At 56.8% G+C, this 25,297-nt stretch carries 24 protein-coding genes and 1 riboswitch; of the genes, 15 read left to right on the forward strand and 9 right to left on the reverse strand.

Features of this window, described 5'->3' with window-relative positions:
- The 4 genes from M989_RS20650 to uvrB all read left to right on the forward strand — a co-directional run.
- The coding region (locus tag M989_RS20650) for an aminotransferase class I/II-fold pyridoxal phosphate-dependent enzyme (RefSeq protein WP_157093585.1) at positions 1–593 on the forward strand (593 nt) is incomplete at its 5' end.
- A complete protein-coding gene (gene bioC / locus M989_RS20655) occupies positions 577–1,332 on the forward strand; it encodes a malonyl-ACP O-methyltransferase BioC (RefSeq protein WP_064548417.1) in 756 nt (251 codons plus the stop codon). The genes M989_RS20650 and bioC, both read left to right, overlap by 17 nt.
- Positions 1,325–2,002 carry a dethiobiotin synthase gene (gene bioD / locus M989_RS20660; RefSeq protein WP_064548419.1) on the forward strand — a complete coding sequence of 226 codons (678 nt, stop codon included), beginning with the start codon at positions 1,325–1,327 and terminating at the stop codon, positions 2,000–2,002. Before bioC ends, bioD begins: the two co-directional genes overlap by 8 nt.
- Before the next feature lie 636 nt (positions 2,003–2,638).
- Positions 2,639–4,663 carry an excinuclease ABC subunit UvrB gene (gene uvrB, locus M989_RS20665; protein WP_064548421.1) on the forward strand — a complete coding sequence of 675 codons (2,025 nt, stop codon included), beginning with the start codon at positions 2,639–2,641 and terminating at the stop codon, positions 4,661–4,663.
- 321 nt (positions 4,664–4,984) lie between these two features.
- On the opposite strand, the gene pmrB is transcribed toward uvrB, so the two are convergent.
- The 4 genes from pmrB to yvcK are packed head-to-tail and all read right to left on the reverse strand — an operon-like array spanning position 4,985 to position 9,363.
- Positions 4,985–6,064 (reverse strand): two-component system sensor histidine kinase PmrB, encoded by a 1,080-nt coding sequence (gene pmrB / locus M989_RS20675; RefSeq protein WP_064548425.1) that lies wholly within the window; start codon positions 6,062–6,064, stop codon positions 4,985–4,987.
- A 3-nt stretch (positions 6,065–6,067) separates the two neighbouring features.
- Positions 6,068–6,739, reverse strand: coding sequence for a two-component system response regulator PmrA (gene pmrA / locus M989_RS20680; RefSeq protein WP_064548427.1), 672 nt, complete (start codon positions 6,737–6,739; stop codon positions 6,068–6,070).
- 10 nt (positions 6,740–6,749) lie between these two features.
- On the reverse strand, positions 6,750–8,381 hold the full coding sequence (gene eptA / locus M989_RS20685) for a phosphoethanolamine transferase EptA (protein WP_064548429.1): 1,632 nt from the start codon (positions 8,379–8,381) through the stop codon (positions 6,750–6,752).
- Between the two features lie 58 nt (positions 8,382–8,439).
- Positions 8,440–9,363: a uridine diphosphate-N-acetylglucosamine-binding protein YvcK gene (gene yvcK, locus M989_RS20690; protein WP_064548431.1), complete on the reverse strand. Its 924-nt coding sequence runs from the start codon at positions 9,361–9,363 to the stop codon at positions 8,440–8,442.
- A 241-nt stretch (positions 9,364–9,604) separates the two neighbouring features.
- Positions 9,605–9,741, forward strand: a riboswitch (molybdenum cofactor riboswitch).
- Between yvcK and moaA the strand changes: the two genes are divergently transcribed.
- From moaA to M989_RS20730, 8 genes are all read left to right on the forward strand, one after another.
- The gene (moaA, locus tag M989_RS20695) at positions 9,729–10,718 is read left to right on the forward strand and encodes a GTP 3',8-cyclase MoaA (RefSeq protein WP_064548433.1); all 990 of its coding nucleotides are present in this window, start codon (positions 9,729–9,731) and stop codon (positions 10,716–10,718) included. (Overlaps the previous riboswitch by 13 nt.)
- A 22-nt stretch (positions 10,719–10,740) precedes the next feature.
- Positions 10,741–11,253, forward strand: coding sequence for a molybdenum cofactor biosynthesis protein B (moaB, locus tag M989_RS20700; RefSeq protein ID WP_064548435.1), 513 nt, complete (start codon positions 10,741–10,743; stop codon positions 11,251–11,253).
- Between the two features lie 3 nt (positions 11,254–11,256).
- Positions 11,257–11,742, forward strand: a complete 486-nt coding sequence (gene moaC, locus M989_RS20705) for a cyclic pyranopterin monophosphate synthase MoaC (protein WP_064548437.1) — start codon at positions 11,257–11,259, stop codon at positions 11,740–11,742.
- Positions 11,735–11,980, forward strand: coding sequence for a molybdopterin synthase sulfur carrier subunit (moaD, locus tag M989_RS20710; RefSeq protein ID WP_064548439.1), 246 nt, complete (start codon positions 11,735–11,737; stop codon positions 11,978–11,980). Before moaC ends, moaD begins: the two co-directional genes overlap by 8 nt.
- Position 11,981: 1 nt before the next feature.
- A complete protein-coding gene (gene moaE / locus M989_RS20715) occupies positions 11,982–12,434 on the forward strand; it encodes a molybdopterin synthase catalytic subunit MoaE (RefSeq protein WP_064548441.1) in 453 nt (150 codons plus the stop codon).
- A gap of 42 nt (positions 12,435–12,476) precedes the next feature.
- Positions 12,477–13,181, forward strand: a complete 705-nt coding sequence (locus M989_RS20720; RefSeq protein WP_064548443.1) for a Bax inhibitor-1/YccA family protein — start codon at positions 12,477–12,479, stop codon at positions 13,179–13,181.
- Between the two features lie 146 nt (positions 13,182–13,327).
- The gene (locus M989_RS20725; RefSeq protein ID WP_064548445.1) at positions 13,328–14,035 is read left to right on the forward strand and encodes a Bax inhibitor-1 family protein; all 708 of its coding nucleotides are present in this window, start codon (positions 13,328–13,330) and stop codon (positions 14,033–14,035) included.
- Positions 14,036–14,173: 138 nt separating this feature from the next.
- A complete protein-coding gene (locus M989_RS20730; RefSeq protein ID WP_064548446.1) occupies positions 14,174–14,584 on the forward strand; it encodes a YbhQ family protein in 411 nt (136 codons plus the stop codon).
- Here M989_RS20730 and M989_RS20735 read toward each other — a convergent pair.
- The 5 genes from M989_RS20735 to cecR all read right to left on the reverse strand — a co-directional run bounded on the left by M989_RS20735 (position 14,546) and on the right by cecR (position 20,276).
- A complete protein-coding gene (locus tag M989_RS20735) occupies positions 14,546–15,652 on the reverse strand; it encodes an ABC transporter permease (protein WP_064548448.1) in 1,107 nt (368 codons plus the stop codon). The genes M989_RS20730 and M989_RS20735 overlap by 39 nt on opposite strands.
- Before the next feature lie 99 nt (positions 15,653–15,751).
- Complete coding sequence (locus M989_RS20740) at positions 15,752–16,885, reverse strand: ABC transporter permease (protein WP_064548450.1); 1,134 nt, start codon at positions 16,883–16,885, stop codon at positions 15,752–15,754.
- Entirely contained in the window at positions 16,875–18,614 is a 1,740-nt protein-coding gene (locus tag M989_RS20745) for an ATP-binding cassette domain-containing protein (RefSeq protein WP_064548452.1), read from the reverse strand. Before M989_RS20745 ends, M989_RS20740 begins: the two co-directional genes overlap by 11 nt.
- The gene (gene hlyD / locus M989_RS20750; protein WP_064548454.1) at positions 18,607–19,602 is read right to left on the reverse strand and encodes a secretion protein HlyD; all 996 of its coding nucleotides are present in this window, start codon (positions 19,600–19,602) and stop codon (positions 18,607–18,609) included. Before hlyD ends, M989_RS20745 begins: the two co-directional genes overlap by 8 nt.
- Entirely contained in the window at positions 19,599–20,276 is a 678-nt protein-coding gene (gene cecR, locus M989_RS20755; RefSeq protein WP_064548456.1) for a transcriptional regulator CecR, read from the reverse strand. The genes hlyD and cecR overlap by 4 nt, the downstream gene beginning before the upstream one ends.
- A 227-nt stretch (positions 20,277–20,503) precedes the next feature.
- On the opposite strand from cecR, the gene rhlE reads away from it, so the two are divergent.
- From rhlE to ybiB, 3 genes are all read left to right on the forward strand, one after another.
- Positions 20,504–21,877, forward strand: a complete 1,374-nt coding sequence (rhlE, locus tag M989_RS20760; protein WP_064548458.1) for an ATP-dependent RNA helicase RhlE — start codon at positions 20,504–20,506, stop codon at positions 21,875–21,877.
- A 96-nt stretch (positions 21,878–21,973) separates the two neighbouring features.
- Complete coding sequence (gene dinG / locus M989_RS20765; protein WP_064548460.1) at positions 21,974–24,112, forward strand: ATP-dependent DNA helicase DinG; 2,139 nt, start codon at positions 21,974–21,976, stop codon at positions 24,110–24,112.
- Positions 24,113–24,212: 100 nt separating this feature from the next.
- The gene (gene ybiB, locus M989_RS20770) at positions 24,213–25,181 is read left to right on the forward strand and encodes a DNA-binding protein YbiB (protein WP_064548462.1); all 969 of its coding nucleotides are present in this window, start codon (positions 24,213–24,215) and stop codon (positions 25,179–25,181) included.
- Positions 25,182–25,297 lie beyond the last annotated feature (116 nt).

Genomic DNA, 25,297 nt, shown 5'->3' on the forward strand with positions numbered 1-25,297 from the left:
AGGTTGCCGCCGCGGCGCGCGCCGCCGATGCGTGGCTGATGGTCGACGATGCGCACGGTATTGGCGTAGTCGGTGAAAATGGACGCGGCAGTTGCTCTCAGCAGGGCGTTAAGCCGGAGCTACTGGTGGTGACTTTCGGCAAAGCCTTTGGCCTCAGCGGCGCGGCGGTGCTTTGCAGCCAGGCGGTCGCCGACTATTTCATCCAGTTCGCCCGCCACCTGATTTACAGCACCGCGATGCCGCCTGCCCAGGCGCAAGCGTTACAGGCGGCGCTGGCGGTCATTCAGAGCGATGACGGCCAACAGCGGCGTGACATTCTGGCCCAGCATATTGCGGCGTTTCGCCATGGAGCTCAAGGGCTGGCCTACGAACTGAGCGGCTCGCAGAGCGCCATTCAGCCGCTGATCGTCGGTGATAACGCAGACACGCTGCGGTTAGCCGAACGCTTACGTGCGCAGGACTGCTGGGTGACGGCTATTCGTCCACCGACGGTGCCCGCTGGCACCGCGCGTTTGCGCCTGACGCTCACTGCCGCGCATGACGCGCAGGACATTGCTCATCTGCTGGAGGTTTTGCATGGCGAGCGTGGATAAACAGGCGGTCGCCGCGGCGTTTGGCCGCGCGGCGTCTTCTTATCAGCAACACGACGAGTTACAGCGTCTTAGCGCCGCGCAGCTGCTGTCCCAGCTGCCGGCGCGGGCGTTTCCCCGCGTACTCGACGCCGGCTGTGGGCCGGGGAGCTACAGCCGCTACTGGCGCGAGCAGGGCAGCCACGTTACCGCACTGGATCTCTCGGCGGAGATGCTGCAGCAGGCGCGTTTACAGCAGGCGGCGGATGCGTACCTGCTGGCGGATATTGAAGATATTCCGCTGCCCGCCGGCGGCTTTGATTTAGCGTGGAGCAATCTGGCTATTCAGTGGTGCAGCGACCTGCGTGCGGCGCTGGCTGGGCTTTATCGCCAGCTCGCCCCCGGCGGCACGCTGGCATTTACCACGCTGACGGCCGGTTCGCTGCCAGAGTTGAATCAGGCGTGGCAGGCACTCGACAGCCTCCCGCACGCCAATCGCTTCCTGCCTGAAGCGACGCTGCGCGAGGCGCTGGCGGCCTATTCTGGCTATAGCAAGGCCACCTCCATCATCCTTTCTTTCCCCGATGCGCTGAGCGCGATGCGCTCGTTAAAGGGGATTGGCGCAACGCACCTTCATCAAGGGCGCAGCCGCCAGCCGCTCACCCGCGGCAGGCTCCAGCAGCTCCAGCTGGCGTGGCCGAAGCTGGGGGGCGCTTGTCCGCTGACCTACCATCTTTTCACAGGAATCATCACACGTGACTGAACGTTTTTATGTAACCGGAACCGATACGGAAGTCGGGAAAACCGTTGCCAGCACTGCACTATTGCAGGCCGCACGCCTGCTGGGGCGTTGCGCCGTGGGCTATAAGCCGGTGGCGTCGGGCAGTGAAATGACCGACGAGGGGTTGCGCAACAGCGATGCGCTGGCGCTCCAGCGTAACAGCGTACTACCGCTGCGCTATGAAGAGGTGAACCCCTATACCTTTGCGGAACCCACGTCACCGCATATCGTGAGCGCCGATGAACAGCGGCCTATTGAGGCCAGCGTGCTATCGGCGGGGTTGCGTGCCTTAGAGGCGCAGGCCGATTGGGTGCTGGTGGAAGGCGCTGGCGGCTGGTTCACGCCGCTCTCGCCCACGCTGACGCTCGCCGACTGGGTTCGTGACGAGCAGTTGCCGGTTATTCTGGTCGTTGGCGTAAAGCTAGGTTGTATCAACCACGCCGTGCTAACCGCTCAGGCAGTACAGCAGGCCGGTCTGCGATTGGCTGGCTGGATTGCTAATGATGTCGTTCCGCCGGGACGTCGCCACGCTGAGTATCTCTGCACCCTCCAGAGAATGCTGCCAGCCCCGATGCTGGGTGAAATTCCATGGCTTGGCGAGTCGGTTGACGATCGGCCCCTTGGCGGCTATCTCGATTTGAGCGCGTTATAGACCGCTTTTTTATTCTGTTTTTTCTCTCGCGGGCTATCTTCATTCGTAAGCTATAACCCGCAGAAAACGTAAGGAAAAGCACACTGTTATGGATAAAACGCGTGTGCTTTTTCGCTGATGCATATCAAAATTGGCGAGAAAATATTTTTTTGATTTCACGTTGACAGGAAGTTGCGCAAACCGCCGGGTGGCGAGGGATAGGGGCTAGCGGCAGTTATCCACTATTCCTGTGGATAACCCTGTGTATTAGAGTTAGAAAACTAGCGGTAAACGAGAGAACATGCGGCCTGCGCCTGAATTGATGCGAAAGGCGGCTTTTCTATCTTTTTATTAATAATCAATAAGATACATAAAAGCAATGGCGTAATAAAAAGTGCTGCGGATTGCCATAAAACTTTCATGACCGATATTGACAAATGTTAAAAGAGAAAAAGTTCTGGGGATAACCCGGTTCGAGTGGTGTTTTATGTTGTCAGAGGATAAATTTTCGCCTGTGACGCATGCCGCAACCTGTTTTGCTCAAAATACGATAATGGATTACTGTTTTTATATCCAGTGTTTTTTATTGGCAATTTGGCAGGCGGCGAGTAGAATTAATCTCCAGCCCGACCCATCCGTTATCAGGTAGCGTTGCCCATGAGTAAACCCTTTAAATTGCATTCCGCGTTCAGTCCTTCCGGCGACCAGCCGCTGGCCATCTCACGCCTGAAAGAAGGGCTGGAGGATGGCCTGGCGCACCAGACGCTGCTGGGCGTAACCGGGTCGGGAAAAACCTTTACCGTGGCCAACGTCATTGCCGATCTGCAGCGTCCGACGATGGTGCTGGCGCCGAACAAAACGCTGGCCGCCCAGCTCTATGGCGAAATGAAGGCATTCTTTCCGGAAAACGCGGTGGAGTATTTTGTCTCCTACTACGATTACTACCAGCCAGAAGCCTATGTTCCCAGCTCAGACACGTTTATCGAAAAAGACGCCTCGGTGAACGAACATATTGAGCAGATGCGTCTGTCCGCCACCAAAGCGCTGCTCGAACGCCGCGATGTGGTGGTGGTGGCATCGGTGTCGGCGATTTACGGCCTGGGCGATCCCGATCTCTATTTGAAAATGATGCTGCACCTGACGGTCGGCATGATTATCGACCAGCGTTCGATCCTGCGTCGTCTGGCTGAGCTGCAGTACACCCGCAACGATCAGGCGTTCCAGCGCGCGACCTTCCGCGTACGCGGCGAGGTGATTGATATCTTCCCGGCAGAGTCTGACGATCTGGCGCTGCGCGTTGAGCTGTTTGATGAAGAGGTCGAGCGCCTCTCGCTGTTCGATCCGCTAACCGGGCACGTCGAGTCAACCATTCAGCGCTTCACCATCTACCCGAAATCGCACTACGTCACGCCGCGTGAGCGCATTGTCCAGGCGATGGAAGATATCAAGGTTGAGCTGGCAGAGCGCCGCAAGGTGCTGCTCGACAACAACAAGCTGCTCGAAGAGCAGCGTCTGAGCCAGCGTACCCAGTTCGATCTTGAAATGATGAACGAGCTTGGCTACTGCTCGGGCATTGAAAACTACTCGCGCTTCCTTTCCGGGCGCGGGCCGGGTGAACCGCCGCCGACCTTATTCGATTATCTGCCGGCTGACGGTCTGCTGGTGATCGATGAATCGCACGTTACCATTCCGCAAATTGGCGGCATGTACCGCGGCGACCGGGCGCGCAAAGAGACGCTGGTTGAGTACGGCTTCCGTCTGCCGTCGGCGCTCGACAACCGCCCGCTGAAGTTCGAAGAATTTGAAGCGCTGGCGCCGCAAACCATCTATGTTTCAGCAACGCCGGGTAACTACGAGCTGGAGAAATCCGGCGGCGAAGTTATCGACCAGGTGGTGCGTCCAACCGGGCTGCTTGACCCGTTGATTGAGGTACGCCCGGTGGCGACTCAGGTGGATGACCTGTTGTCAGAAATTCGCAAGCGCTCGGTTATCAACGAACGCGTGCTGGTGACGACCCTGACCAAACGCATGGCGGAAGACCTGACGGAATATCTCGAAGAACACGGTGAACGCGTACGTTACCTGCACTCCGATATCGACACCGTCGAACGTATGGAGATCATTCGTGATTTACGTCTGGGCGAGTTTGACGTGCTGGTGGGGATCAACCTGCTGCGTGAAGGCCTGGATATGCCGGAAGTCTCGCTGGTGGCCATTCTCGATGCCGACAAAGAGGGCTTCCTACGTTCGGAACGCTCGCTGATTCAGACCATTGGCCGCGCCGCGCGTAACATCAACGGTAAAGCCATTCTCTACGGCGACAAGATTACCCCATCGATGGCGAAGGCCATTGGCGAAACGGAACGCCGCCGCGAGAAGCAGGAGCGCTACAACGAAGAGCACGGCATCGTGCCGCAGGGGCTGGTCAAAGACGTTGTCGATATTCTGGCAATGGGTGAAGGGCTGGCGAAGACGAAAGCGAAGGGCCGCGGCAAGTCTCGTTCTGCGTCGCCAATCGTTGAGCCGGATGTGCAGGCGCTGACGCCGAAGGCGCTCCAGCAGCAGATTCAAACGCTGGAGGCTCAGATGCTGAAACACGCGCAGAACCTCGAGTTTGAAGAAGCCGCAGAAATTCGCGATCGCCTGCACCAGCTGCGCGAGCTGTTTATCGCGACGTCGTGATCCGCCGCGAAAATATCGACGAGTAGGCCTGATAAACGTTAGCGCTATCGGGCCATTCGGCACAGGTGCCGGATGGCGGCGCAAGCGCCTTATCCGGCCTACTGTGACGTATCGGGCATTATTTATCTAAATTGCGGCAGCCATCACGAGCCCGCAACCTGCCTTAAGGTTCACTTAATCTATTCTGCTGATACTATCCGTAAAATCATTAGGGGTAGCGTCATGTCGAATCTGAATTTCCAGCAGTTATTTACCTTACTCGTCTCCGTTGCCATCGTTGCCGGCTTCCTGAGCCACTGGGTGCTGACCTACTGAGGCGTTTTAGCGCTTTGTCGGTAAAAACTCTATCCATGCCCGCGTTCCGGTGGTGTCCTCGCGGTTTTGCAGGAAGAATGCGGCTTCATGCAGCTGGGCAATGCGTGTCACGATGCTTAACCCGAGGCCAATGCCGCCATAGCGGCTGTCCATGCGGACAAAGGCCTGACTAAGTTCGCCCACCTTCGACTCATCTATTCCTGGACCTTCATCTTGCACAATCAACATCGGTTTGCTGTCTTTCACCAGCGAAAGCGTAATGGTGGTTGATTGTGGACTGTAGCGATGCGCATTTTCCACCAGATTGCGAACCATCAGGCGCAGCAGCGTTGCATCACCGGCAACGGTTACCGTGGGCGTTGGCTCGGCAATGACTAACTTCTGCGCCCGAACCTCCAGCATCGTTTCCAGCTCATCTTTAAGCGGTTCCAGCACATCACTCAGCAAATTCACCTGCTGATAGCTTCCCGCTGAAAACGACTGGCCGACCCGCGCCAGCAGCAGCAGTTGTGCCACGCTTTCGGTCATCTGATCCAGACGCTGAATCAGCGGCGCAAGGCTCAGTTTCTGGGTTTTCTCCAGCAGCTCCAGATGCAGTTTCAGCCCCGCCAGCGGGGTACGTAGCTCATGGGCCACGTCGGCGGTGAACAGGCGTTCACGATCGAGCGTTTGGGTCAGGTTTTCCACAAGTTGGTTGATAGCCTTAGTGACTGCTTCAACCTCAACGGTGGTCTGCTGCAGGTAAATGGGCTGTAAATTCCCCGGGGTACGGCGGTCCAGCTCTTGTTGCAGGTCAGCCAGCGGGCGAGTGATACGTTTGACCGCCTGTAGACACAGATACAGCGCCAGCCCGATGATCACCACGCTTGGCACCAGCAGGCTGGCGATTGCTTCACGAACCTCGTGGCGGATATGTTTCACGTTGTTGTGATTGTGGATCAGCATCGCCACTTCCAGCTCGATCTGCTCTTTACTCTCATGCCAGAGCCAGAACACGCTGATAAGCTGGAATACGATCAGAATCAGGCCAATCGCCAGCAGCAGCTGGTGGCGCATCGGCCATTGACGAACGGAGAACATCGCCATGCGTTACTCCGTCGTGCTGGAATTAACCAGTTGGTAGCCAAAGCCGCGCACCGTACGAATACGGGCTTTACCCACTTTGTCACGCAGATTGTGGATATGCACTTCCAGCGTGTTGGTCGCCGGTTCATTATCCCAGTTGTAGATATCGTTGTAGAGAATCTCGCGGTGCACCGGGCTGCCGGCCTTGAGCATCAGGCGGGAGAGCAGGGCGTACTCTTTAGGCGTCAGCTCCAGCAGTTCGCCGTCCAGCCAGACCTGGCGGCGAGTGACGTTAAGGCGCAGATTTTCGACCGTCACCTCGTTATCGCCCTGATTGAGATTACGGCGCAGCAGCGCACGAATGCGGGCATTGAGCTCTTCGAGCGCAAAGGGTTTGATCAGATAGTCGTCGGCACCGGTATCCAGGCCGCTGACGCGGTCTTCCAGGGTATCGCGGGCGGTCAGAATCAGTACCGGGGTGCTCATTTTTTCCTGACGCATGCGATGCAGAAAATGCAGCCCGTCCTCATCCGGCAGACCAAGATCCAATACCACCAGGCTATAGTGGCCATTGGCAAGACTCAGCGCCGCTTGCTGCGCGGTGGCAACACCGTCGCAGGCGTATCCTTCACTCTGCATGGCCAGAATCAGCCCCTGCAGTAACAGCGTGTCATCTTCAACGACTAATATTTTCATCTGTTTGCCTCTATTTGCAGGTCGCTAATATATCATCCGCTGCATGATATTCCTTTGTCTCTACGCCGGTCATACCCAGTACGGTAGAGAACAGATTATCCTGTGAATAGTCATTTTCTTTGGCCTGTTTTTGCAGGCAATCGTAGTTCACGCCATAGCGTTTTTGATAATCATCGGATAACCATAACAGCATCGGCACATGTTTTTGCGTTTCTGGCGCAATAGAATACGGTAAGCCGTGCAGATAAACGCCATTTTCACCTAACGACTCGCCGTGGTCGGAAAGATAAACCAGGCTGGTGGTAAATTTATCCTGCTTTGATTGCAGCAGTTTAATCGCTTTATCGACAATATAATCGATGTACAGAATGGTGTTGTCGTAGGTATTTTTCAGCTGTTCCTGAGAACAAGACTGAATTTCGCTGGTATCGCAGGTTGGCGTAAAACGACGGAACTGCGGTGGGTAACGGTTGTAATAGGTCGGGCCGTGGCTGCCGATGGTGTGCAGCACAATCACGCCGTCACCCTGCATGCTGTCGATGGTTTTTTCTAAGTCGTGGAACAGCACGTCGTCATAGCACTCGCCGTCAATGCACTGGCCCGGTAACTTCATCGCCGTCATATCCTGATGCGGTACGCGGTCACAGGCGCCTTTACAACCACCGTCGTTGTCGTTCCACAGCACCTGAATTCCCGCGCGCTGAATAATATCGAGCAGGCCTTCCTGATGATGGGCTAAAGACTCATCATAGCGAGCTCGCGGCATATTGGAGAACATACAGGGAACCGAAACCGCCGTTGCTGTACCGCAAGAGGTGGTTTTCGGGAAATAGACCACGTTATCTTTCGCTAACAGTGGGTTGGTGTCGCGATCGTAACCGCCCAGCGAGAAGTTTGCGGCGCGCGAGGTCTCCCCAAGAACAATAATCGTTAAGTTCTTACGCGGACCGTTTTTCATGACGGCTTTTTGCTGCGCGTCTTCACCGATTTTTACCAACGGCAGGTTGTCCATCTTGTGGTGAAAATACCAGGAGTTGAGCGCCACAATACTGTTTGATGGGTTCAACGATTTCACCAGCTCTTTATTATTGCGGAACAGCGAGGCGTAATCTTTATAAAACAGGCCTGCAACCAGCACGATTAACAGTGCTGAAGCCAGGACGGTACCGACGCGCATTAATGCGCCACGCCACAGATTTGCCGCCGGTTTAATTTTAATCCACCACGCCAGGGCAATAAACAGCAGGGCGGTTAAACCCAGCACGACAATCATTTGACCAGAGAGCAGCGCGTAGCTCTCGGCGGGTGTGGTATCGAAGATATTGGTGATCATTGAACGGTCAATAATCACACCGTAATTCTTCATAAAATACTGTGCGCTGGCGCTGAGCAGAATAAACAGCGTGACGAGGACCTTCTCAAGTCGAATAACCGACGCAATCGCCAGACAAATTGCCATCACCGCAAAAGCGACTACCGGCATGCTCAGGAATACGAGGGTATTGTGCAGGCTGTCTACCGGCAGCAGGCTAAAGGCCTGACGATAAAAAACGACGTTCAGCGCCAGAGCAATATACAGCGCGAACAGAATAATGTAGGTCAGACGACTGACAACGGGACGTTTACGTAACAGGCGAAGCATAACGGTAACCTAAGAAGATTGATGCTCGCTATGCTGCCCGTTCTATTTTAAGACAACCTTAAGATTTTAAGGAAACGCGGCCAAAGGCCTGAAGCGCCTCTTCCAGAGCCGCACGAAGCAGGGTGCGATCGTGGCGGTACGGTATGTCGCTGGCCTCCAGCGGCTGTTGGATAACCAATTTACCCTCTGTGCCACTGATGTCTGCTTTCGGACCGACAATCACGGCATCAATTACCGGTTTGCCAATGTAATGCTCCAGCAGATGAAGGCGGTCAGCGAGCGTCAGGTTGCCCGCCGGGCTGTGCTCGCGACCCAGGTTTTCGATGTAGACCATCGGCGCAGGCGTGCGGCGCATGGCCTGAGCGATATCTGGTAGCAGCAGGATTGGCAGCAGACTGGTGTAGAAACTACCGGGCCCGATGAGAATTAAATCGGCTTCGGCGATGGCCTGTACCGCTTCGCGGGTAGCGGACACTGACGGGGTCAGCATCAGCTCCTGCGGCGGCAGCGTCAGCTGATCGATATTCACTTCGCCATAGATTTCATGCCCCTCGCTATCGATTGCCATCAAATCGACCGGCTGTTCGGACATCGGGATTAAAGACGCCTCAACTTTCAGTAGGTTTCTGATTAAATTGATCGCCTCTAAAGGGCGTACGCTCAGGTGATCTAACGCCTTTAACATCAAGTTTCCAAGGTTATGCCCGGAAAGTTCACCGTTGCCGCCAAAACGATACTCAAACATGGTCGAAGCCACGCTGGGTTCGGTAATTAACTGATTAAGACAGTTACGCATGTCGCCCCAGGCGATGCCGCCCTCTGAACGACGAATGCGCCCCGTAGACCCGCCATTATCCGTGGTGGTGACGATACCGGTAAGGCGGGAACCCAGCGATGACAGAGATGACATCACGCGTCCAAGGCCGTGACCGCCGCCCAGCGCCACCACGCGGTCGAGATCGGCAAAAGTGCGATTGCGCATACTACTTCCTTATGTCCTGAAAACCCGCTTACATTAGCCTAACTACCTCTAAAAGACGATGCTCTGTACCGGTCAAAATGACGTATATCAATGCAAAAACGTGATTTTTACGTATTCTGTAGGGAAAGTGCACGATCATTGCGCTATGTATGAGTTTATATAGCGAAAGCGAAAATGGCGAAACTGTTATTCTCGCGCTACTATTCGGCATAACCTGGTTCAGCGCGCTGTGTAAAACAGGCTGAACAAAACACTCTAGCCTCTGCGCCTAAGTTGAAAAATAAGGTGCTTTGGCCGCAACGGGTCACACCGTTGCCAGGGCGAAGGAAGAAATGATCTCGCCTCCCGTATTTGGAAAGGTGTCTATGGCTTTACAACTCACCGATGCGTTTGCGCGTAGGTTTTTCTATCTGCGCCTGTCGATTACCGACGTCTGCAACTTCCGTTGCACCTATTGCCTGCCGAACGGCTACCAGCCGAATGGGGTCACCAACAAAGGATTTCTGTCGCTGGACGAAATTCGCCGGGTGACGCGCGCCTTTTCGGCGTTGGGCACCGAAAAAGTGCGTCTGACCGGCGGCGAGCCGTCGTTGCGTCGTGACTTTACCGACGTCATCGCCGCCGTAAAAGAAAACACCTCTATCCGCCAGATTGCCGTGACCACCAATGGTTATCGCATGGCGCGCGATGTTGCTGCCTGGCGTGATGCCGGGTTGACGGCACTCAACGTGAGCGTAGATAGCCTTGATGCGCGTCAGTTTCACGCCATCACGGGTCAGGACAAATTCCGCCAGGTGATGGACGGCATCGATGCTGCCTTCACCGCAGGATTTGAAAAAGTGAAGGTCAACACCGTGCTGATGCGCGACGTGAACCATCACCAGCTCGACACCTTTCTGGCGTGGATCAAACCGCGCCGTGTTCAACTCCGCTTTATTGAACTGATGGAAACCGGCGAGGGCAGCGAACTGTTCCGCAAGCACCATATCTCGGGCATGGTGCTGCGCGACGAACTGCTCAAGCGCGGCTGGATCCATCAGATCCGTCAGCGCAGCGACGGCCCGGCGCAGGTCTTCTGTCACCCCGACTATGAAGGGGAAATCGGCTTAATCATGCCGTATGAAAAAGACTTCTGCGCCAGCTGTAACCGTCTGCGCGTATCGTCCGTTGGGAAGCTGCATCTGTGCCTGTTTGGCGACGGCGGCGTTGATCTGCGCGAACTGCTGGCCGACGACGCCCAGCAGCAGGCGTTGGAAGAGCGTATTGCCGAAGCCCTGACGCATAAAAAACAGACCCACTTCCTGCACCAGGGCAATACCGGCATTACCCAGAATTTATCCTATATCGGCGGATAATTCGTCATCAAGGAGCTATTAAATGAGTCAGGTGAGCGCTGAATTTATCCCGACACGCATTGCTATTCTTACTGTTTCCAATCGTCGCGGCGAGGAGGACGACACCTCCGGGCACTTCCTGCGCGATGCAGCCCACGAGGCCGGGCATCAGATTGTTGATAAGGCGATCGTCAAAGAGAACCGCTATCAGATTCGTGCCCAGGTTTCTGCCTGGATTGCCCGCGACGATGTCCAGGTGGTGTTGATCACCGGTGGCACCGGGCTGACCGACGGCGATCAGGCGCCGGAAGCGCTGCAGCCGCTGTTTGACCGCGAAATCGAAGGCTTTGGCGAAGTGTTCCGCATGCTCTCTTTCGAGGAGATTGGTACCGCCACGCTGCAATCGCGCGCCGTTGCCGGGATGGCCAACCGGACGCTGATTTTTGCGATGCCGGGTTCGACCAAAGCCTGCCGCACCGCGTGGGATAACATTATTGCCCCGCAGCTGGATGCTCGTACCCGTCCGTGTAACTTCCACCCTCATCTGAAGAAATAAACGATGTCGCAACTGACCCATATTAACGCAGCGGGTGAAGCCCACATGGTGGATGTCTCCGCCAAGACCGAAACCGTCCGCGAAGCGCGCGCTGAAGCGTTTGTCACCATGCAGCCGGAAACCCTGGCGATGATTATTGAAGGCAGCCACCACAAGGGCGATGTGTTCGCCACCGCGCGTATCGCCGGGATTCAGGCGGCTAAGCGCACCTGGGACCTTATCCCGCTGTGTCATCCGCTGATGCTGAGCAAGGTGGAAGTTAACCTGCTGGCGGAGCCGGAACACAGCCGGGTGCGCATCGAATCACTCTGTCGCCTCACCGGGAAAACCGGTGTCGAAATGGAGGCGCTGACCGCCGCATCGGTCGCGGCGTTGACCATCTATGACATGTGTAAAGCGGTGCAAAAAGATATGGTTATTGGCCCGGTCCGCCTGCTGGCGAAAAGCGGCGGTAAATCGGGCGATTTCAAGGCGGATACTCATGATTAATGTGCTGTTTTTTGCTCAGGTTCGTGAGCTGGTGGGCGTGGACTCGCTGGCGCTAGCGCCTGAGTTTGCCAATGTGGAAGCCGTGCGCCAGCATCTGGCCGCGCAGGAAGGGCGCTGGTCGTTGGCTCTGGAAGAGGGCAAGCTGCTGGCGGCGGTGAACCAAACGCTGGTCAGCTTCGATCATCCGGTCACCGATGGTGATGAAGTGGCGTTTTTCCCGCCGGTGACGGGAGGCTAAAATGAGCGAAACCCGTATTATCGTTCGTCATGAACGCTTTAGCGTCGGCGATGAATATCCCTGGCTGGCTGAACGCGATGAAGATGGCGCGGTGGTGACGTTTACCGGCAAGGTGCGTAACCATAATCTCGGCGACAGCGTGAAGGCGCTGAGCCTCGAACACTACCCGGGTATGACCGAAAAAGCGCTGGCGGAAATCGTCGATGCCGCCCGTGAACGCTGGCCGCTGGGCCGCGTCACGGTGATTCACCGCATTGGCGAGATGTGGCCGGGCGAAGAAATTGTCTTCGTCGGCGTCACCAGCGCCCATCGCGGCAGCGCCTTTGACGCCGGTGAATTTATCATGGACTATCTAAAGACCCGCGCGCCCTTCTGGAAGCGTGAAGCCACGCCGGAAGGCGAGCGTTGGGTGGAAGCGCGCGACAGCGATAAACAGGCAGCCGAGCGTTGGTAGCGTTACACTTACTTTAGGCTTTCATTAATTCAGGAGAACGTCATGGATCGATTCCCTCGCTCTGATTCAATCGTGCAGGCCCGTAGCGGCCTGCAAACCTATATGGCGCAGGTTTACGGCTGGATGACCTGCGGGCTGCTGCTGACCGCGTTTATTGCGTGGTACGCGGCGAACACGCCGGCGGTGATGATGTTTGTTTTCTCCAGCAAAATCACCTTCTTCGGCCTGATCATCGCCCAACTGGCGCTGGTATTCGTGCTTTCCGGCATGGTGCAGCGTTTAAGTGCGGGAATGGCGACCACGCTGTTTATGCTTTACTCGGCGCTCACCGGGCTGACGCTATCGAGCATTTTTATCGTCTACACCTATTCATCTATCGCCAGCACCTTCGTGGTGACCGGCGGAATGTTCGGTATCATGAGCCTCTACGGCTACACCACCCAGCGTGATTTAAGCGGCCTCGGCAGCATGCTGTTTATGGGGCTGATTGGTATCGTGCTGGCCTCGCTGGTCAACTTCTGGCTGAAAAGCGACGCGTTGATGTGGGCGATTACTTATATTGGCGTGGTGATCTTCGTCGGTCTGACGGCTTACGACACCCAGAAGCTGAAAAACATCGGCGAACAAATTGACGTGCGCGACTCGTCGAACCTGCGTAAATACGCCATTCTCGGCGCGCTGACGCTGTACCTCGACTTCATTAACCTGTTCCTGATGCTGCTGCGGATTTTTGGTAACCGCCGCTAGGTAGGTTGAGTGAGTTAAACGATCCCGGACTGGTTCCGGGATTTTTTTCGGATTTCATTCAGATGCCAAACGCACATTAAAAGCAGCTTGCCGATGGGCAACCGTGCCAGATTAAGCCATCAGCCAAATCGACACGGAAGCCCCTTATGCCCATCTTCTCCGCCATCCGGCAGCATCAAATCACCGTTATCCCCGCCAAAATGATGATCGGCGTCTGGCTGCTCACCGCCGCCGGTTTATGGGCAACGGCAGCGCTGACGTGGGTGACGGTCATCTACTGCGAGGCTTTTGCGCTTGAGCTTCACCCCGGCGCTATTTTCGGCGCGTTTTTACTACTGATCGTGGGTGGGCACTATTTAATGGAATCACTCCGTCGATTAAGCACGGCCGCAGCGGTTGTTTTTTATCTGGCATTTATTGCGCTGGCGGGCATTTTCTCGGGCAATCTTTTTACATGGCAGGGAGTTGTAGTCGTACTGGGGATTACCGGCGCGATGTTTGCCGTCAGCGCCTGCCTTTGCTGGTGCGTTGATATGAATCCAGGCAGCGTCAGGCAAATTATTATCATGATCGTCTGCGGTACGCTGATCGCGATGACCGTAAACAGCCTGCTGGATAGCTGCCCATCGCGCTGGTTCTACAGCCACGTTACCGTTGTGCTATGGGCGGTAACGGCCGGTTGTGAAAAAGACACGCTGCACGGCTACGCACGTAAACTGTACGCCGACGAATTTTACACCCTGCCTCGCTGCATTGTGCTGGGCGCGATGATGATATACCTCAGCGTGATTGCATTTTACCGTCGACTGTTAATGTGCGTGATGGACATTCTTTCCGGTTTCTGGTGGCACTGATTGCGCTAAAAATAGACAAATTGCTCTCTTCCTGAGCGAAAAAGTGACACCAACGTCACAAAAAGCACCACATTTACGGAATTTTCCGTACACTCGGGTACTCTGAATAAGCAAATAAAATTCTTCAGGAGAGAAGCCATGAAGTGGCAACAACGAGTTCGTGTCGCAACGGGGCTAAGTTGCTGGCAGATTATGTTGCATTTGCTGGTCGTCGCCGTGCTGGTGATGGGCTGGATGAGCGGCGCGCTGGTGCGCGTTGGCCTGGGTCTCTGCGTCGTGTATGCCGTTACCGTTTTACTGATGCTGGCGCTACAGCGTCACCACGAGCAGCGCTGGCGAGACGTCGCCGATGTGCTCGAAGAGTTGACCACCACCTGGTATTTTGGCGCGGCGATGATTGTCGTCTGGCTGCTGTCGCGCGTGCTGCAAAATAACTACCTGCTGGCGGTGGCCGGTCTGGCTATTCTTGCCGGTCCAGCCGTGTTCTCGCTGCTGGTGAAAGAAAAAACCTCAGGCGATCTTGCGGCGAAACATCGCGTACGCCACTGATCCCGTCGTGGCCGCTATAAACAGTAGCGGCCACAGGCTCCCCCAAACAATCGACAGACTCGCATCCTTCAAATAAATCTGCTTGGTAATATCGGTAAAGTGCCGAATTGGGTTAATCCACGTTAAATGCTGGAGCCATACCGGCATGTTCTCGACCGGCGACACATAGCCTGACAGCAGAATCGCGGGCATCATAAAGACGAACACGCCGATAAACGCCTGCTGCTGCGTTGAACATAGCGCGGAAATCAACAGCCCGAACCCGACCAGCGATAGCCCGTAAATCACCATCGTGAAATAAAACAGCGCCAGCGAACCGGCGAAAGGAATCTGATAGGCCCAGATGCCGATGGCCAGCACAATAGTGGCCTGGAACGTGGCGACGATCAGCGCGGGCACTGCTTTACCGACAAAAATTTGCCAGGTGGCGAGCGGGGAGACCAGCAGCTGATCCAGCGTACCCTGTTCGCGCTCGCGAGCTACCGACAGCGAGGTGACGATCATCACGCCGATGGTGGTGATCATGGCGATCAGCGAGGGCACCACGAACCACTTGTAGTCGAGATTCGGGTTGTACCAGTTGCGCACCACCAGTTCACTGTTGTTCGGCTTTGCTTTCCCCTCCATCAGCTCCTGTTGGTAGTTTTTAACGATTTGCTGCAGATAATTAGCGGCAATCTGCGCGCTGTTGGAGTTACGTCCGTCGAGCAGCAGTTGCATCGGCGCGGTATGGAACGTGTCGAGATTACGGGAAAAATCGGCCGGGAAGCGCACCAGCAGCAATGCTTTTTGGGTGTCGAGCGTTGGCTGGATCTCCTGCGGGCTTCTCAGCAGCAGCACGTGGGTGAAGGCTTTGGCGCGGGCGAAGCGCTGGGTTAATTCAACGGCGTGCTTGCCGTTGTCTTCGTTATAGACGGCGATGGTGGCGTTGGTCACTTCCAGCGTGGCGGCAAAGGGAAACAACAGCACCTGGATCAGCACCGGCATAATCAGAATGGCGCGGGTCTGCGGCTCGCGCAGCAGCGACTGTAGCTCTTTGCGGATAAGCGTCCATAAGCGATAAAACATAGTGCTGTCCTCATGTCGGGTGGCGCTGCGCTTACCCGACCTACAGGGCTCGTCAGCCCGGTCAGCGTTGCGCCGCCGGGCAAAATACGAGCACAATGATCAATCCAACCGACGTTTGGTTTTCATCCACGTCAGGCCAATAAACATCACCGCCGAAGCGATTAAAAACAGGGTGTTGATCATCAGCACCACGGGAATATTACCCGCCAGGAACAGGCTTTGCAGGGTGCTGACAAAATAGCGCGCCGGGATGATATAGGTCACCACGCGAATGGCCGCGGGCATACTGTCTATCTGGAAAATAAACCCGGACAACATAATCGACGGCAGAAACGCGGCGTTCAGCGCCACCTGGGCGGCGTTAAACTGATTGCGGGTGATGGTGGAAATCAGCAGCCCCATACCGAGGGTGCTGAGCAAAAACAGGCTGGTGATGAAAAACAGGATCACCAGCGAGCCGCGGTACGGCACGCCGAGAATAAACACTGACACCAGCATGCACAGCAGCATCGCCAGCATGCCGAGGAAATAGTAGGGAATCAGCTTACACAGCAGCAGCTCGACGCGGGTCACTTCGGTGGAAAGCAGCGCTTCCATGGTGCCGCGCTCCCATTCGCGGGCAATGACCAGCGAGGTCAGAATCGCGCCAATAACCGTCATAATAATGGTGATCGCGCCGGGAATAATAAAATGCTGGCTGATGGCCGCCGGGTTAAACCAATAGCGGGTCTGCACGTCGATAAGCGGTTGGAAGTCCTGGCCGTTATCCTCGGCGCGCTGCTGCTGCCAGATTTGCCAGATACCCTCAACGTAGCCTTGCACAAAGTTGGCGGTGTTCGGTTCACTGCCATCGGTAATCACCTGAATCGGCGCGTCGTCGCCAACGCGGGCCATCTTCTTATCAAAATCAACCGGTACGACGATCAGGCCGCGAATACGCCCGGCCTGCATCATTTCAATCAACTGCTGGCGATTATCGCTGATGGCGGCATCAATATACGGTGAGCCGGTAAGGGTATGGGTGAAGTCCAGCGCCTCCTGGCTCTGCTGCTCCAGCAGCACGCCGACGCGTAGTTTGCTGGAGTCGAGATTAATACCGTAGCCGAAGATAAACAGCAGCAATAGCGGGATCACCACCGCAATCAGCCAGCTGCTCGGGTCGCGAACAATCTGCCGCGTCTCCTTCACGCACAGCGCGCGCACGCGCCGCCAGGACAGCATCTTAGCGCTCATCGGCATGCTCCTTATCCCAGTCGTTAATCAGCGTGATAAAGGCCTGTTCCATGGTCGGGTCCGGCTGCTGCGCGTCTGCGGCCTGCGCTTTTAAATTGTCCGGCGTGCCGCTGGCAATCAGCTTACCGCGATAGACCAGGCCGATACGATCGCAGTATTCCGCCTCATCCATAAAGTGGGTGGTGACCATCACCGTGACCCCTTTTTCCACCATGCTGTTGATATGCAGCCAGAATTCGCGGCGGGTGAGAGGGTCTACGCCCGAGGTGGGTTCATCGAGGAACAGAATATCCGGCTCGTGCATCAGCGAGCAGGCCAGCGCCAGGCGCTGCTTAAACCCCAGCGGCAGCGCGTCGGTGGTGTGGCGCGCGATGGCTTTCAGGCCGAAAGCGTTGCTCATGCTGTCGATTTTTTCGTTCTGCGCGCGGCCGCGCAGGCCGTACACCCCGGAAAAGAAACGCAGGTTCTGTTCGACGGTGAGGTTGCCGTACAGCGAAAATTTCTGCGCCATATAGCCCAGATGCTGACGTGCCTTACCCGAGCTGACCTTCAGGTCCATGTTCAGCACCAGCGCATTGCCGGAGGTGGGCACCAGCAGACCGCACATCATCTTGAAGGTGGTGGATTTTCCTGCGCCGTTCGGCCCCAGCAGGCCGAAGATCTCGCCGCGCTTGACGGCGAAGTTAACGTGGTCAGTCGCGGCAAAATCGCCGAATTTTTTGGTGAGCTGTTTGGCTTCAATCACCGTTTCATCCGGCGAGCCGTCAACGGTGTGGAGAATGGCGCCCAGCGGGGATTCCGATGTGCCCGCGCCGCCCAGTAGGTCAATAAAGGCATCCTCAAATCGCGGCGCGGTTTCTTCCATCTCCAGTTCAGGCATGCCCGGCGCCTGCTTTAGCGCCTCGGCGGTGGCCGATTTTTTGAGGATCACGCGTACCGAACGGCCCTGAATCATGCCGTCGCTGACCATCTCCTGTTTCAGCGCCCGTTGCAGCAGCTTGCGGTTATTTTCCGCCGGGCTGTGCATTAAGAAGCTGCGTCCGGCCATGGTGCGGGTGAGGGCGGTGGGTTCCCCTTGATACAACAGCTCGCCTTCGTTCATCAGCAGCACGTCCTGACACTGCTCGGCTTCGTCGAGGTACGAGGTACTCCAGAGGATCAGCATGCCGTCACCCGCCAGCTCGTGCACCATCTCCCAGAGTTCACGTCGTGAGATGGGGTCGACGCCGACGCCCGGTTCATCTAACAGCAACACCTTTGGCTCACCAACCAGCGTACAGGCCAGCCCCAGCTTCTGCTTCATACCGCCGGAGAGTTTTCCCGCCAGCCGCCCGGTAAACGGCCCCAGTGCGGTAAATTCCAACAGCCGGGCAAAGGTTTTCTCGCGGACGTCACCGGTTACGCTGCGCAGATCGGCATAGAGATTAAGGTTCTCCATCACCGTTAAATCTTCATACAGGCCGAATTTTTGCGGCATATAGCCCAGCACCGAATGCAGCGCGCTGTCATCGGCAATCGGATCCAGCCCGAGCACGGTCGCACTGCCTTCGTCCGGCTTCAGCAGCCCGGCGAGCATGCGCATCAGCGTGGTTTTCCCCGCGCCGTCGGGACCGACAAGGCCGGTCACATAGCCGCCGTTGATGGTGCAGTCCAGCCGGGCGACCGCCGGTTTATCCATGCCGGCGAAGCGTTTGACCAGCCCGCGTAGCTGAATCTGGCCGTCACTCATGGCGCGGTTCTTCGTTGAACTGAAGCGTGACGGGCATCCCCTGGCGCAGGCTGTCATCGGCGTCGGTGACGATAATACGCAGACGGTAGACCAGGTCGGTACGCAGATCCGGCGTCTCAACCGTCTTCGGGGTAAACTCCGCGGTCGGGGAGACAAAACCAATTTTGCCGTGATACGGCTTATTCGGGCGGCCGTCGGTATAAAGCAGAATTTCTCGACCCGGCTGCGCCTGGTTGAGATTTTTCTCATCCACATAGGCGCGGACCCACACCGGGCGGGTGAGGGAGAGGGTCAGGACGGTGCTGCCTGCGCTCAGCATGCTGCCCGGCTCTACCGCGCGGGTGAGCAGAGTGCCGTCAGAGGGGGCGGTCAGTACCGTGTCATGCAGGTCGAGAGTGGATTGGGCCAGCTGCGCCTGCGCCTGCTCCAGATTGGCTTTCGCCTGGGCAATTTCCTGCGGACGATTCCCCGCACGATACTGGCTGAGTTTATCCTGTGCCGATTTCAGCGTCGCCAACGCCTGGTCGCGGGACGAGCGGGCGTTTTCCAGATCGTTGGCTGACAGCAGTTTTCGGTTCCATAACCCCTGCTGGCGCTGGAGATAGCTTTGCGCATAGTCATAGGCCGCTTGCGCCTGTTTCACCGAGGCCGCGGCCTGGGCAATTTCTTCCGCCCGATAACCCGCCATCATCAGGTCGTACTGCGCCTGCGCCGTCGCGACGTTGGCTTTGGCCTGCATCAGGGCATTTTCATAAGGCGCCTGGTCCAGTTGACCGAGGATCTGCCCCTGCTTGATGGCGTCGCCTTCGTCGACCGTCAACGACTGCAAGCGGCCGCCGACGCGGAAGCTCATATTCACAGTACGAATATCCACGTTGCCATAGAGCGTCAGGCCGTTGTTTTGCCGACTCTGGTACCACCACGTGCCGCCGCCAATCAGCGCGACGATGACCACCACCGCCAGAATCAGAACCACCGGTTTTTTCATGAGTTGAGGCTCCTTTGCGTTAATCCTTGCAAGATCAGATCGATATGGCAGGTTACTACCTGGAAAATTTGCTCAGCTTTGTCGGCGTCAAACTGCGTCCAGCCGGTGCGCATCAGGATGGTTTCTCGCCCGAGGCGAAACGCCAGCACTTCGCCCAGCAGGGCGTGGGTGTGGAGGATCATCTGCGTACTGTTAGCATCGCAGCCGGTATAGGCGGCAATCAGGCGAGTCAGGTGCGCGTGCAGCGGGGCAATGACCTGATCGTGGATACGCTGGTAAGCGGCGGTCGGCGACAGCTGCTCGCGAGAGATAAATTTGCTGAGGTTAAGGGTATCGTCCTGGGTCAGCAGTAAGATCATGTTCTGGCAGGCGCGAAGGATCAGGGTGCGCATGGCCTCTCTGTCCGGCTGCGGCTGGGCAAACAGCTGCTCGGCGGCTTCGGCATGGGCGCGAAAGTTTTCGCCGATAAAGTCGGCTATCCACTGGGCGCAGGCCTGGTATAAATCTTCTTTTGAGCCAAAATAGTAGGTGATGGCGGCAATATTCTGCCCGGCCTGAGCGGCAATATCGCGGGTGGTGGCGTGCAGGCCGTACTCGCCAAACTGGGCGAGCCCGGCGGCGATGAGCTGGCTTTTGGCCTGCTCGCCTTTGCTGGTTATCGGTGTGGTCGTCATGGCACCACCAAAGTTAATCAAACGATTGATTAAGATTATGCCGGGTTTTTGCGCTTGTCCAGTCTGGTGAATAATCTTGTTTTCTACCGCGAAGGGGATAATTTATGCGGTGAATCACAAAAACTGCTACACTCCGCCCCTTCATGACATTGTGGTTTTTGTCATTACCTGTTTTTTATCCCCTCGAAAACTACACCGCATGCGGTCGGGGTGGGTGTGGAGTACTTATGTCTTTTGATTCTCTCGGACTGAACCCCGATATTTTGCGTGCCGTTGCTGAGCAAGGCTACCGCGAACCCACCCCCATCCAGCAGCAGGCGATTCCTGCGGTACTGCAGGGCCGTGATTTGATGGCCAGCGCGCAAACCGGCACCGGTAAAACCGCAGGCTTTACTCTGCCGCTGTTGCAACTGCTGGTTTCCCGCGAGCCGCACGTGAAGGGCCGTCGCCCGGTGCGTGCGCTGATCCTCACCCCCACCCGTGAGCTGGCGGCGCAGATTGGCGAAAACGTGCGTGAATACAGTAAATACCTGAACATCCGCTCGCTGGTGGTGTTCGGCGGCGTGAGCATCAACCCGCAGATGATGAAGCTGCGCGGCGGCGTAGACGTGCTGGTCGCCACGCCGGGCCGTCTGTTGGATCTGGAGCATCAGAATGCGCTGAAGCTGGATCAGGTCGAAATTCTGGTGCTCGATGAAGCGGACCGTATGCTCGATATGGGCTTCATCCACGACATTCGCCGCGTATTGACCAAGCTGCCGGCGAAGCGTCAGAACCTGCTGTTCTCCGCAACGTTCTCCGATGACATTAAAGGTCTGGCGGAAAAACTGCTGCATAACCCGCTGGAAATTGAAGTGGCGCGCCGTAATACCGCTTCCGAGCAGGTAACACAGCACGTTCACATGGTGGATAAAAAGCGTAAGCGCGAGCTGCTGTCGCAGATGATTGGCGAAGGCAACTGGCAACAGGTGCTGGTGTTTACCCGTACCAAACACGGTGCTAACCACCTGGCGGAGCAGTTGAATAAAGACGGCATCCGCAGCGCCGCCATCCACGGTAATAAATCGCAGGGTGCGCGCACGCGTGCGCTGGCCGATTTTAAATCCGGCGATATTCGCGTGCTGGTCGCCACCGACATCGCCGCGCGTGGCCTGGATATTGAAGAGCTGCCGCACGTGGTGAACTACGAGCTGCCGAACGTGCCGGAAGATTACGTTCATCGTATTGGCCGTACAGGCCGCGCGGCGGCGACCGGAGAAGCGCTGTCGCTGGTTTGCGTCGATGAACACAAACTGCTGCGTGATATCGAGCGCCTGCTGAAGAAAGAAATTCCGCGTATTGCGCTGCCGGGCTACGAGCCGGACCCGTCCATTAAGGCCGAGCCGATTCAGAACGGTCGCCAGCAGCGTGGCGGTGGCAACGGCGCTGGCCGCGGTCGCGGTCAGAGCCAGGGTCAAGGCCAGGGGGCGGGCCGTAGTCAGCAGCCGCGTCGCAACGACGGCGGTGCGCCGAAAGCCAGGCCGCGCAGTGCGGAGGGAAAACCGGCTGGTGATAAGCCGCGCCCGCCGCGTCGCCCGCGTAAACCCGCAGCAGCACAGTAAATTGCGAGCCCGGCCGAAAGCCGGGCTTTCTTTTTTGCGACAGCGTACAGAAAATGCCACAATAGTGGCTGTTTATACAGTATCTCAGGTTTTCTCATGGCTTTGACCGCCGCGCTGAAAGCGCAAATCGCCGCCTGGTACAAGGCGCTTCAGGAACAGATCCCCGACTTTATCCCCCGTGCGCCGCAGCGGCAGATGATTGCGGACGTCGCCAAAACGCTTGCCGGGGAAGAAGGGCGGCACCTGGCGATTGAAGCGCCAACCGGCGTCGGGAAAACCTTGTCCTATCTGATTCCCGGCATTGCGATTGCCCGAGAAGAACAAAAAACGCTGGTGGTCAGCACCGCCAACGTGGCGCTGCAGGATCAGATCTACAGTAAAGATCTGCCGCTGCTGCGCAAAATTATCCCCGATCTGCGTTTTACCGCCGCCTTCGGTCGTGGCCGCTACGTCTGCCCGCGTAACCTTGCGGCGCTGGCCAGTACCGAACCGAACCAGCAGGATCTGCTCGCGTTTCTTGATGATGAGCTGACGCCGAGCAACCAGGAAGAACAGAAGCGTTGTGCGAAGCTCAAGGGCGACCTCGACGGCTATAAGTGGGACGGTCTGCGCGATCATACGGATGTCGCCATTGACGACGATTTGTGGCGGCGGCTCAGCACAGATAAAGCCAGCTGTCTGAACCGTAACTGTCATTACTACCGCGAATGCCCCTTTTTTGTCGCGCGCCGCGAGATTCAGGAAGCCGAAGTGGTAGTGGCTAACCATGCGCTGGTGATGGCGGCGATGGAGAGCGAAGCGGTACTGCCGGAACCGAAAAACCTGCTGCTGGTGCTTGATGAAGGCCACCACCTGCCGGACGTGGCACGCGATGCGCTGGAGATGAGCGCCGAAATTACCGCGCCGTGGTACCGGCTACAGCTCGATCTGTTCAGCAAGCTGGTGGCGACATGCATGGAGCAGTTCCGCCCAAAAACCACGCCGCCGCTGGCATTGCCGGAACGTCTGACCGCGCACTGTGAAGAACTGTATGAGCTTATTGCGTCGCTGAACAACATCCTTAATTTGTATCTGCCCGCGACCCAGGAAGCCGAGCACCGCTTCCCGATGGGGGTACTGCCGGACGAGGTCATGGAGATATGTCAGCGCCTGGCTAAGCTCACGGAAATGCTGCGCGGGTTGGCGGAGCTGTTCTTAAACGATCTCAGTGAGAAAACCGGCAGCCACGATATTGTGCGTCTGCACCGGGTTATCCTGCAGATGAACCGTGCGCTGGGCATGTTTGAGTCCCAGAGTAAGCTCTGGCGTCTGGCGTCGCTTTCGCAGGCATCGGGCGCGCCGGTCACCAAGTGGGCGACCCGCGACGTGCGCGATGGGCAGATGCACGTCTGGTTCCACTGCGTCGGTATTCGCGTCAGCGACCAGCTTGAACGCCTGCTGTGGCGCAGCGTGCCGCATATTGTGGTGACATCGGCCACATTGCGCTCATTGAATAGCTTCTCGCGGTTGCAGGAAATGAGCGGCCTGAAAGAGAAAGCGGGCGACCGCTTTGTGGCGCTGGACTCGCCGTTTAACCACGTCGAGCAGGGAAAAATCGTGATCCCGCAGATGCGCTACGAGCCGCTGATGGAAAACGAAGAGCAGCATATTGCCGAAATGGCGGCCTATTTTCGCGAGCAGGTTGAGAGTAAGAAACACCATGGCATGCTGGTGCTGTTCGCCAGCGGGCGGGCGATGCAGCGTTTCCTTGAGCACGTGACCGACCTGCGGCTAATGCTGCTGGTGCAGGGCGACCAGCCGCGCTATCGGCTGGTGGAGCTACATCGCAAGCGCGTTGAGAGCGGCGAGCGCAGCGTGTTGGTTGGGCTACAATCGTTTGCCGAGGGGTTGGATTTAAAAGGCGAGCTGCTAAGCCAGGTGCACATCCACAAGATCGCTTTTCCGCCCATCGACAGCCCGGTGGTCATCACCGAGGGGGAATGGCTCAAAAGCCTCAATCGCTATCCCTTTGAGGTGCAAAGCCTGCCGAGCGCGTCATTTAACCTGATTCAGCAGGTGGGGCGATTAATTCGTAGCCACGGCTGTTGGGGGGAAGTGATCATCTACGACAAGCGATTGTTGACCAAAAACTACGGTAAGCGTTTACTGGATGCGTTACCGGTTTTCCCGATTGAACGTCGGGAAGCGCCGGAAGTAAAACAGAAAGCTAAACCCTCACGCCGTAAAAAACGGTAGCCCGGTGTAGGCCTGATTAGCGAAGTGCCATCAGGCGGCCGCCGCACATTGTCGGATGGCGCTTCGCCTTGCCGGCCTACGATGAGCAAAGGAGCAGAAAATGGATTATCGCAAAATCATCAAAGAAATCGGTCGTGGTAAAAATCATGCCCGCGACCTGGATCATGATACCGCGCGCGGTCTGTATACCCGAATGCTTGATGGTGACGTTGCGGATCTGGAAATGGGCGCCATCCTGCTGTCGATGCGCATTAAGGGGGAAGGTGAGGCGGAAATGCTCGGCTTCTATGAGGCGATGCAGCAGAAAACGATGCATTTGACGCCGCCGGTAGGTAAACCTATGCCGATAGTCATTCCGAGCTATAACGGTGCGCGTAAGCAGGCCAACTTGACGCCGCTGTTAGCGATGCTGCTGCACAAGCTGGGCTTTCCGGTGGTAGTGCACGGGGTCAGTGAAGATCCGACTCGCGTGATTACGGAAACTATTTTTGAGCTAATGGGCATTGAACCTACCCGTCATGCGGGCCAGGCACAGGCGAAGCTTGACGGCCATCAGCCCGTTTATATTCCAGTCGGCGCACTCTGCCCGCCGCTGGAGCGTCAGCTGAACCTGCGCTGGCAGCTTGGCGTGCGTAACAGCGCGCATACGCTGGCCAAACTGGCAACGCCGTTCGCTGAAGATGCGGCGCTGCGCTTGTCCAGCGTTTCGCATCCGGAATACGTGGGAAAAGTGGCGAAGTTCTTCAGTGATATTGGCGGGCGAAGCCTGTTGATGCACGGTACGGAAGGCGAAGTGTACGCGAATCCGCTGCGCTGCCCTCAGATTACCCTGATAGACGCCGCGGGTGCGCGGGTGGTGAACGAACGTCAGAGCGAGCAGGCGGATACGCCAGTGGCGCTGCCCATGGCAAAAGATCCGCAAACGACCGCCCAGTGGATTGAACGCTGCGTGGCGGGCGTTGAGCCGGTACCGCAGTCGCTGAAAATTCAGATGGCCTGCTGCCTGCTGGCGACCGGTGAAGTGAGTTCCCTGGAAGCCGGTTTGGCCCGCATCGCGCAGGCGTATTAATTCCCCGAATCTGTAGCACGATATGTAGCATCGCTCGTTTCCCTCTCCCCATTGGGGAGGGGGGCATATCGTGCCAATGTGCTATTTCTCAGCCCCCGGATCCCAGACAAAAAAAA

Origin of the sequence: Kluyvera georgiana ATCC 51603, from assembly GCF_001654985.1 — a bacterium.
GTDB lineage: Bacteria > Pseudomonadota > Gammaproteobacteria > Enterobacterales > Enterobacteriaceae > Kluyvera > Kluyvera georgiana.